Raw genomic sequence first — 10,605 nt, 5'->3', positions numbered from 1 at the left:
TCGTCGACGGTGATCGCTTCCTCGAGGACCATCGACATGCCGATGCCGCGCATGCCGAGCTCCTTGGAGATGAGCTTGCCGAGGGCGCCGCGCAGGGTCGCGAAGTCGATCGTGGCGGCATCGATGTCGATGTCGACGGGTCGGCCGGCGGCTGCCGCTGCCTCCGCACCCGGTGCAGGCGGCGCCGGCGCGGGTGCCGCCGCAAGCTGGGTGATGAGGCCGAGGCCTTCGAGGGTCTTGAAGTCCTGGGCCGTGATACCGGCCAGGCCGGCGAGGAGCTTCTCCTCGGAGTTCTTGCCGTCGATCATGAGCAGGAGGTTGCGCTGCGGGCGCTCTTTCACCAGCGCGCGCTGCTGCATCTCGGCCCGGCCCGCGTCAGTTTTCGCCCAGATCACCGGTTCCCTCCGCTCATCCGCATCTCCTGAACCCTGCGGCGGGTGAATGTAGCAGCAGCCACGCCCGGCGAACCGGCCGAGGCAGGCGCGGACAGTGCAGGATTGGGCGCCGGACGGCTTGCGGGCCCGTCAGACCTTGTCGCGCAGCTCCCGCCTCAGGATCTTGCCCACCGGCGTCTTGGGCAGGTCGGTGCGGAATTCCACGATCTTCGGCCGCTTGTAGCCGGTCAGGTTGGCTTCGCAGTAGGCGCGGACGGCCGCTTCGGTCACGCCCGGGTCCTTCTTCACGATGACGAGCTTGACGGCCTCGCCCGCCTTGGCATCGGCCACGCCGACCGCCGCGCACTCCAGGATGCCGGGCATTTGCGTGACGACGTCCTCGACCTCGTTGGGGTAGACGTTGAAGCCGCTGACCAGGATCATGTCCTTCTTGCGGTCGACGATCTTGAAGAAGCCGCGCTCGTCGACGACGCCGATGTCGCCGCTGCGGAACCACCCGTCGGCCGTCATCACCTTGGCCGTCTCGTCGTCGCGCTGCCAGTAGCCGGCCATCACCTGCGGGCCCTTGATCGCGATCTCGCCCGGCATGCCCATCGGCACCTCGTTGCCGTCGTCGTCGAGCAGCTTCATCTCGGTGTTCGGCATCGGCAGGCCGATGTTGCCGCTGAAGGCCGTGCTGTCGACGGGATTGCAGCTCACCGAAGGCGAGGTCTCGGACAGGCCGTAGCCCTCGACGATGGGGCAGCCCGTCTTCTCGAGCCAGAGCTTGGCGGTCGCGCTCTGCACCGCCATGCCGCCGCCGACCGAGATGACGAGGCCGGTCCAGTCGACATTGCCGAAGTCCGGATGGTTGGCCATCGCGTTGAACAGGGTGTTGACGGCGGGGAAGCTGTGGAACTTCTCGCCCTTCAGCTGGCTGAACATGCCCGGCAGGTCGCGCGGGTTGGCGATCAGGATGTTGGCGCCGCCCATGCGCATTGCCAGCATCATGTTCGTGTTGAAGCCGAAGATGTGATAGATCGGCAGGGCGCAGATCGTCACGATCTGTTCGCCGGCGGGGATCTTCTTCAGCGCCGGCTGGTACCAGGCCTCGGACTGCAGGATGTTGGCGACGAGGTTCCTGTGCAGCAGCACGGCGCCCTTGCTCACGCCCGTGGTCCCGCCGGTGTACTGCAGCACGGCGACGTCCTCCGGGCCGGCCTGCGCCGGCGTGAAGGTCTTGCCGCGGCCCTGCGCCACGGCGTCGTTGAAGCGGATGGCGCCGGGCAGCTCGAAGGCCGGCACCATCTTCTTCACCTTGCGCACCACGGTGTTGACGATCATCGACTTCGGAAAGCCGAGCATGTCGCCGAGGGCCGTGAGCACGACCGTCTTCGTCGGCACCGCGGCCATGACCTTCTGCAGCGTCGAGGCGAAGTTCTCGACGATGAGGATGGCCTTGGCGCCCGAGTCCTTCAACTGGTGCTCGAGCTCGCGCGGGGTGTAGAGCGGGTTGACGTTGACGACGACGAAGCCGGCACGCAGGATCGCCGCCACGGCGACCGGGTACTGCGGCACGTTGGGCATCATGATCGCGATGCGGTCGCCCTTGGCGTAGCCCTGCGCCTGCAGCCACGCGGCGAGCGCGCGCGAGGCATCGTCGACCTGCCGGAAGGTGATCGCCTTGCCCATGAACTTGTAGGCGATGCGATCGGCGAAGCGGCGAAAGCTCTCGTCGAGCAGGGCCACCAGCGACGGGTACTGCGCGACGTCGATCTCCGCCGGCACGCCCGCCGGGTATTGCTTCAGCCAGATCTTGTCCATGGTTCCTGCCCGGCTCCCTCGAAGTGAGCGGGAATTCTGACGGACGGTCCGCGCCGCAAGGCTAGGGTGTTTCGATAGCGACGGGGCTGCTCGTCGACCAGCCGCCGCCGAGGGCCTGGATCAGGGCGATGGCGCTCACCTGGCGGTCGACGGCGATGCGCACCAGCGAGCGCCGCGCCGACAAGGCCGAGGCCTGCGTCGTGACGACCTCGGTGTAGCTGACCTGGCCGGCCCGGTAGCGGTTGAGCATCTGCTGCTCGATCAGGTCGGCCGCGTTCGACGCCTGCCGGCGCAGGTCGCCCTGCTCGGCGAGCGAGCGCGTCGTCGAGAGCTGGTCCTCGACGGCCTGGAACGCGGTGAGCGCGGTCTGCCGGTAGCGCGCCACGGCGGCATCGCGCGCCGCTTCGGCGCCGGCGACGCGGGCGCGCGTCGCCCCGGCGTCGAAGACCGTCTGCGCCAGCGACGCGCCGAGCGACCACAGCGCGCCCGACACGCTGAACAGGTCGCCGATGCGCGAGCCGCCGGAGCCGAGCGAGCTGCCGAGCGTGAGGCTCGGAAAGAAAGCGGAACGCTCGATGCCGATCTGCGCGTTCGCCGCAGCGACGGCGCGCTCGGCGGCGGCGATGTCGGGCCGGCGCTCGAGCAGGGTCGAGGGCAGGCCCGGCGGCACGGCCGGCACCGTCGTCGTCCACGGTGCCTCGGGCAAGGAGAACTCGGCGGGCGCCTTGCCGACGAGCACGGCGATGGCGTGCTCGAAGCGGGCCCGGTCGGCGCGCAGGGCGGCGACTTCGGCGCGCGTGCTGGCGAGCTGCGTCTCGGCCTGCAGCACGTCGGTGCGCGCGACGATGCCGGCGGCGTAGCGGTTCTGCGCGATCTGCAGGCTGCGCTCGTAGCCTTCGAGCGTCTGCTGCAGCAGCGCCGCCTCGGCGTCGGCTTCGCGCAGCAGGAAGTAGTCGGTGGCGAGCTCGCCCTGCGCCGACAGGCGCGCCGCGGCCAGGTCGGCGGCGCTCGCCTGCTCGCCGGCGCGCACGCGCTCGACGCCGCGTCCGAGCCGGCCCCAGATGTCGGGTGCCCAGTCGGCGTCGAGCGACGCGCCGAGCGACGACTGCTCGGGCGTGCTCCGGCCGCCGCTTCGCCGCGCCGTGACGCTGACGCCGAGGGCGGGGAAGCGAGACGCGCGCGCTTCGCGGACCAGGGCCTGCGCTTGCCGGTAGCTGCCGACCGCCGCGGCAACGCCCTGGTTCGCCGGCTCCACCTGCGCCATCAGGCGGTCGAGCTCGGCGTCGCCGAAGAGTCGCCACCAGGGGCCGCGGTCCAGGGTGTCGGAAGGCGCGGCCGGAAGCCACGTCGCACCGGCTGCGGTCGCCGCTTCCTTGTAGGTGGCCGGCGCGGCGGCGTCCGGGCGCCGGTAGTCGGGTCCGCTGGCGCAGCCGGCCAGGGCCGCGGCCAGGGTCGCGATCCCGAAGCTGCGCAGGCGCAGGCGCAGCGGCCGCTCGGTGCGCGGAGGGCGGACGTCCGTGCGTGCGCTCATGGCGCACCCCCCGCGAGACTGGGCGCCGGAGCGGCCGGTGGGGGCCGGTGCCGCAGCCGTCGCGTCCGCAGCTGATCGAGCAGGACGTAGACGACCGGCGTCGTCAGCAGCGTGAGCAGCTGGCTGGCGACGAGGCCGCCGATGATGGCGACGCCGAGCGGCCGGCGCAGCTCGGCGCCCTCGCCGAAGCCGATGGCCAGCGGCAGCGCGCCGAGCCCGGCCGCGAGGGTCGTCATCAGGATCGGCCGGAAGCGCAGCAGGCAGGTCTCGCGCACGGCCTCGACGGCGGACAGGCCGCGCGTTCGCTCCGCCTCGAGCGCGAAGTCGATGATGAGGATGGCGTTCTTCTTGACGATGCCGATGAGCAGCAGGACGCCGATGAGGGCGATGATGGAGAACTCCATCCGGAACACGAGCAGGGCGAGGACGGCGCCGACGCCGGCCGAGGGCAGCGTCGACAGCACCGTGACCGGATGGACCAGGCTTTCGTAGAGCATGCCGAGCACCAGGTAGATGACGGCGATCGCCGCGAGGATGAGCATCGCTTGCTGCGCCTGCGACTGCGCCGCCACGAGGGCCGTGCCCTGGAACGAGCCACGCACGTGGGTCGGCATGCCGATGTCGGCCTCGGCCTGGCGGATCGCCCGCCCGGCCTCGTCGAGCGTTCCGCCCTCGGGCAGGTTGAACGAGATGGTCGTCGCGAGCTCGGCGTCCTGGTGGCTGATCGAGGTCGGCGTCGCGCCCTCGCGAAAGCGCGCCACCGCGGTGAGCGGCACCAGCGGCGTCGGCGTGTTGCTGAGGGCGCTGCCGGTCGACGGGTCGCGCGCGCCGGGGTTCGCGGCCGCGCCGGGCGGGGTGCTCACCCCGGACGCCGCCGGTGCCGCGCCCGCCTGGCTGCGCGCCGGCACGTACACGTCGTGGAGCGCGTTCGGCCCCTGCGTGTATGGCGGCGCCCACTCCATGACCACCTTGTACTGGTTCAGCTCGTCGTAGATCGTCGCGACCTGGCGTTGGCCGAAGGCGTTGTAGAGCGCCGCGTTGATCGCGGTCAAGGTCAGGCCGAGACGAGCAGCGCTGTCGCGGTCGACCTCGACCCGCGTCTCGACGCCGTTGACCTGCTGGTCGGTGTCGACGTCGACGACCTCCGGCTGCTGCTTCATGCGCTCGGCGAGCCGGGTCGCCCAGACGCGCAGGTCGGCCAGGCTGTCGCTCTTCAGCGTGTACTGGTAGGTGGAGCTGCTCTGCCGGCCGCCGGCGCGCACGTCCTGCACCGGGTTGAGGAAGACCGTCAGGCCGGTCACCTGCGCCAGCTGCGGGCGCAGGCGTGCGATCACCGCCTGGCCGCTGTCGGCGCGCTCGGCGAGAGGCTTCAGGTTCACGAACATGAAGCCGCCGCCGGCGCGGCCGCCGCCGGTGAAGCCGACCACGGTCGCCACCGCCGGGTCGCGCGTGATGATGCCGACCACCTGGCGGAGCTTCTCGCCCATCGCCTGCGACGAGATGCTCTGATCGGCGCGCAGGCCGCCCTGCAGCTGGCCGGAGTCCTGGCGCGGGAAGAAGCCCTTCGGCACCGCCGCGAAGAGGTAGACGTTGAGGGCGACGACGGCGAGCAGGATGAAGAGCACGAGCCAGCGGCTGGCCAGGGCCCAGTCCAGGCTTTGCTCGTAGACGCGGAGCATCCGCCGGTAGCCGCCCTGGGCCCACCCGGCCAGCCGGCCCGGCGCCCGCTTCGCCGCGTTGGCCGGCCTGAGCAGCCAGGCGCACATCATCGGCGTCGTCGTCAGCGAGACGACGAGCGAGATGAGCACCGCAACCGACAGCGTCACCGCGAATTCCTTGAAGAGGCGACCGACCAGGCCCTCCATGAAGAGCAGCGGGATGAACACCGCGACCAGCGAGACGCTGATCGAGAGCACCGTGAAGCCGACCTCGCGGGCGCCGAGCAGCGCCGCCTGCAGGCGATCCATGCCCGCCTCGATGTGCCGGCTCGTGTTCTCGAGCACGACGATGGCGTCGTCGACGACGAAGCCGGTCGCCACCGTCAGCGCCATCAGGCTGAGGTTGTTGAGCGAGAAGCCGAGCAGGAACATCACGGCGAAGGTGCCGAGCAGCGACACGACCGTCGCGACCGCCGGGATCAGGGTCGCGCGCAGGTTGCGCAGGAACACGCCGACGACGAGGACGACCAGGACGATCGAGATCAGCAGCGTGAGCTCGATCTCGAGCAGCGAGGCGCGGATCGAGTTCGTGCTGTCCGACGCGACCTCGAGCTCGACCCCCGACGGCAGTTGCGCGCGCAGCTCCGGCAGCAGGGCGCGCACGCCGTCGACGGTCTCGATTACGTTGGCGCCGGGCTGCCGGGTGACGAGCACGATCACCGCCGGCCGGCCGTTGAAGAGGCCGAGCGTGCGGTTGTTCTCGACGCCGTCCTCGACCCGGGCGACGTCGGAGAGGCGGATCGCCGCGCCGTTGCGCCAGGCGACGACCATCGGCGCGTAGTCGGCGGCGCGCCGTGCAGGCCGCTGCGTGTAGATCTGCAGCGCCCGGTCCTCGGCGTCGAGCACGCCCTTGGGCCGGGTCGCGTTCGAGCCCTGGATCGCGGCCCGCACGTCCTCGGCGCTCAGGCCGTGGTGGTTCAGCGCGAACGGCAGCAGCTCGACGCGCACCGCCGGCAGCGTGCTGCCGCCGAGCTCGACATCGCCGACGCCCTCGACCTGCGCCAGCCGCTGGCTGACGATGTTCGACACCGCCTCGTAGACCTGGCCCGGCGACATCGTGCGCGAGGTGAGCGCGAGGATCATCACTGGCGCATCCGACGGGTTGATCTTGCGGTAGGTCGGGTTGCTGCGGAGCGTCGCCGGCAGGTCGACCCGCGAGGCGTTGATCGCCGCCTGCACCTCGCGCGCCGCGCCGTCGATGTCGCGGCTGAGGGCGAACTGCAGGCTGATCCGGGTCGAGCCCACCGAGCTGTTCGAGGTGATCTCGTTGACGCCGGCGATGCTGCCGAGCCGGCGCTCGAGCGGCGTCGCCACGCTGGTCGCCATCGTCTCCGGGCTCGCCCCCGGCAGCTGCGCGCTGACCGAGATGGCGGGGTAGTCGACCTGCGGCAGCGGCGCGACCGGCAGCGCGAAGAAGGCGCCGATCCCGGCCAGCGCCATGCCGAGCGTCAGCAGCGCGGTGCCGATCGGGCGGCTGACGAAAGGGGAAGAAAGATTCATCGCGCCCTGCTCGCGGCCGAGCCCACCGGACGCCGGACCCGGTCCGTATTGCTTGCGGCCGAGGCCACCGGGCGGCCGACTCCGCTCATGTCCCCCGGTCCGAGGCGCCGCCTCGGACCTCCTCCTTTACTTCGCTCCGTCGGCCACCCGATGGCCTCGGCCGGACCGCTCTTCTCGGCGAGCCAGGACGGCCTTGCGGGAGCAGGGTGGTGGGGGGCGCTGCGCAGCGAAGTAAAGGAGGAGGCCCCAGCCGCAAGGCTGGGGACGGGGGACATGAGCGGAGCAGCGCCCCCCACCGCCCTGCTCCACCGCCTGATGGATGCGTCGCCGCACGTCATCGCGCAGCCTGCCCGGCCAGAGCATCGGGTTCGCGTCGGCCGCGGAAGCGGCGGCCCAGGCGGTCGAAGGCGAGATAGATCACCGGCGTCGTGAAGAGCGTGAGCAGCTGGCTGACGATGAGGCCACCGAAGATGGCCAGGCCGAGCGGGCGGCGCAGCTCGCTGCCTTCGCCCCAGCCGAGCATCAGCGGGATGGCGGCGAAGAGCGCGGCCAGCGTCGTCATCAGGATCGGCCGGAAGCGCAGCAGCGCGGCCTGGTGGATGGCCTCGCGCGGCGCCTTGTTCTCCGTGCGTTCGGCGTCGATGGCGAAGTCGATCATCATGATCGCGTTCTTCTTGACGATGCCGATGAGCAGGATGATGCCGATGATGCCGATCACGCCGAGCCCGTTGCCGCTGACGAGCAGGGCGAGCAGGGCGCCGACGCCGGCCGACGGCAGCGTCGACAAGATCGTCAGCGGGTGGATCGTGCTCTCGTACAGGACGCCGAGGACGATGTAGACGCAGACCACCGCGGCGAGGATCAGCCAGAGCTGGTTCGTCAGCGAGTTCTCGTAGGCGCCCGAGGCGCCGAGGAAGCTGAGCTGCACCGAGGCCGGCAGGCCGATCGTCTTCGCGGCGGCGCGGATCGAGTCGACCGCCGCGCCGAGCGAGACGCCGGGCGCGGTGTCGAAGCCGATCGTCGACGCCGGGTACTGGGCCACGTGCGTGACCTGCAGCGGCGCCTGGCGCTCCGTGATGCGGGCGATTGCGTCCAGCGTCGTCGGCTGGCCGGAGCCGGTGCGCAGGTTGAGCTTGCCGAGCCCCTCGACCGAGCTCAGCATGCCGGGCTGCGCCTCGAGGATGACGCGGTACTGGTTGGTCTCGGTGAAGATCGTCGAGACGATGCGCTGGCCGAAGGCGCTGTAGAGCGCGTCGTCGATGGCGCTGGCGGTGACGCCGAGGCGCGCCGCCGTGTCGCGGTCGATCTCGATGAAGGCGGCGAAGCCCAGTGCGCCGGCGTCGCTGGTCACGTTGCGGACGCGGTCCGAGCGCCGCATCTCGTCGACGAGGCGGCCGACCCAGGTGTTCACCGTGGCCGTGTCGACGCCCTCGATCGAGACGCGGAATTCGGTCGGCCCGGTCTCGGCGTCGATGGTCAGGTCCTGCGTCGGCTGCAGGTACAGCGTGATGCCGGCGACGCGCCGCGCCCGTTCGCGCAGCCGCTCCATGACCACCGCCTGCGCCTCGCGCTCCGGCTTCAGGTTGATGAGCATGCGGCCGGTGTGCAGCATGGTGTTGTTGGCGGCGTCGACGCCGACGAAGGAGGCCAGGTTCTGCACCGCCGGGTCCTGCAGGATCGCCCGCGCCGCGGCCTGCTGCAGCTCGGCCATGCGCGCGTACGACACGTCCTGGGCGGCCTCAATGCGCGCCTGCAGCTGGCCGGTGTCCTGGGTCGGAAACAGGCCCTTCGGGATCACCAAGTAGAGCACGACCGTGAGGACGAGCGTCAGCGCCGCGACGGCGAGGGTCAGCATCTCGCGGTCGAGGACCCAGACCAGGGCCCGGTCGTAGCGGTCGACGACGCCGGCGAACGAGCGCTGCAGGCGCGCCGCGAGGCCGGGGCGGCTCGCGTCCTCTTCCCGCTTCGGCTTCAGCCAGCGCGCGGCCATCATCGGCACCAGCGTCAGCGACACCACCGCCGAGATGAGGATGGTGATCGCCAGCGTCACCGCGAACTCGCGGAACAGCCGCCCCACGACGTCGCCCATGAAGAGGAGCGGGATCAGCACCGCGATCAGCGACACCGTCAGCGAGATGATGGTGAAGCCGATCTCCGACGCGCCCTTCAGCGCCGCCTCGAGCGGCGGCTCGCCGTCGTCGATGTGGCGCGAGATGTTCTCGATCATGACGATGGCGTCGTCGACGACGAAGCCGGTCGCGATCGTCAGTGCCATCAGGCTGAGGTTGTTGAGGCTGTAGCCGAGCAGGACCATCGCCGACAGGGTGCCGACCAGCGAGATCGGCACGGCCAGGCTGGCGATGACGGTGGCGCGCGGGCTGCCCAGGAAGGCGAAGATGACGAGCACCACCATCGCCACGGCGAGCAGCAGCTCGATCTCAACGTGTAGCACCGAGGCGCGGATGCCCGTCGTCCGGTCGGCTAGCACCTCGACGCGCAGGTTCGCCGGCAGGCCGCGCTGCAGCTCGGGCAGCCGGGCCTTGATCGCGTCGACGGTGGCGATCACGTTGGCGCCGGGCTGGCGCTGCACGTTGAGGATGATCGCCGGCCGCAGCACGGCCTCGGCGCCGGTCGCCGCGTCGGCGGCCTGGCCGGCCCAGGCGCCGAGGCGCGCGTTCTCGGCGCTCTCGACCACCTGGGCGACGTTGCCGAGGCGCACCGGCGCGCCGTTGCGCCAGGCGACGATCAGGTTCTTGTAGTCTGCCGCGGTCAGCAGCTGGTCGTTGGCGTTGATCGAGTAGCTGCGCCGCGGCCCGTCGAAGGTGCCCTTAGCGCTGTTCGCGTTGGCCTGCGTGATGGCGGTGCGCAGGGTGTCGATGCCGATGCCGTAGGAGGCGAGCGACTGGGTGTCGGCCTGGATCCGCACCGCCGGCCGCTGCCCGCCCCCAAGCGAGACGAGGCCGACGCCGGCGACCTGGCTGATCTTCTGCGCCAGCCGCGTGCTGACGAGGTTCTGCACCTCGGTGAGCGGCACCGTCTCGGACGAGATCGCCAGCGTCAGCACCGGCGCGTCGGCCGGGTTTACCTTGGCGTAGACCGGCGGCGCCGGCAGGTCGGCCGGCAGCAGCGAGGCGCCGGCGTTGATCGCGGCCTGGACCTCCTGCTCGGCAACGTCGAGGGTCTCGCTGAGCGAGAACTGCAGGGTGATGATCGACGCGCCGGCGGCGCTCGTCGAGCTCATCCGCTGCAGGCCGGACATCTGCCCGAACTGGCGCTCGAGCGGCGCCGTCACCGTGTTGGCCATCACCTCGGGGCTGGCGCCGGGGTAGAGCGTCTGCACCTGGATCGTCGGGTAGTCGACCTGCGGCAGGGCCGACAGCGGCAGGGCGCGAAAGCCGACGAGTCCGGCGAGGACGATCGCCACCATCAGCAGCGAGGTCGCCACCGGACGGAGGATGAAGGGGCGCGACGGGCTCACGGCGAGGTGGTCGGGGCACCGTTGCCGTCGCGCGGGCCGCGCTGGTCGAGGCGATGCGCTGCAGTCCCGCCATCTGGCCGAACTGCTTTTCCAGTGGCGCGGTCACGGTGCGCGACATCACGTCCGGGCTGCCGCCGGGGTACAGCGTCTGCACCTGGATCGTCGGGTAGTCGACCTGCG

At 71.1% G+C, this 10,605-nt stretch carries 4 protein-coding genes and 1 pseudogene; all 5 read right to left on the bottom strand.

Annotated features, from left to right (window positions below):
• Window positions 1–395 (bottom strand): annotated as a pseudogene (locus tag AC30N0_RS12360) (hypothetical protein); the annotation flags it as partial.
• 129 nt (window positions 396–524) lie between these two features.
• Window positions 525–2,198 (bottom strand): long-chain-fatty-acid--CoA ligase, encoded by a 1,674-nt coding sequence (locus AC30N0_RS12355; protein WP_489518209.1) that lies wholly within the window; start codon window positions 2,196–2,198, stop codon window positions 525–527.
• A 61-nt stretch (window positions 2,199–2,259) separates the two neighbouring features.
• Window positions 2,260–3,729 carry an efflux transporter outer membrane subunit gene (locus tag AC30N0_RS12350; RefSeq protein ID WP_489518208.1) on the bottom strand — a complete coding sequence of 490 codons (1,470 nt, stop codon included), beginning with the start codon at window positions 3,727–3,729 and terminating at the stop codon, window positions 2,260–2,262.
• Complete coding sequence (locus tag AC30N0_RS12345; RefSeq protein WP_489518207.1) at window positions 3,726–6,947, bottom strand: efflux RND transporter permease subunit; 3,222 nt, start codon at window positions 6,945–6,947, stop codon at window positions 3,726–3,728. The genes AC30N0_RS12350 and AC30N0_RS12345 overlap by 4 nt, the downstream gene beginning before the upstream one ends.
• Before the next feature lie 334 nt (window positions 6,948–7,281).
• On the bottom strand, window positions 7,282–10,425 hold the full coding sequence (locus tag AC30N0_RS12340; RefSeq protein WP_489518206.1) for an efflux RND transporter permease subunit: 3,144 nt from the start codon (window positions 10,423–10,425) through the stop codon (window positions 7,282–7,284).
• Window positions 10,426–10,605: the final 180 nt, after the last annotated feature.

Origin of the sequence: Rhizobacter sp., from assembly GCF_031412495.1 — a bacterium.
Lineage (GTDB): Bacteria > Pseudomonadota > Gammaproteobacteria > Burkholderiales > Burkholderiaceae_C > Schlegelella_A.
The sequence above is the reverse complement of the archived record's forward strand: the minus strand, read 5'-3'. Positions and strand labels throughout refer to the sequence as shown.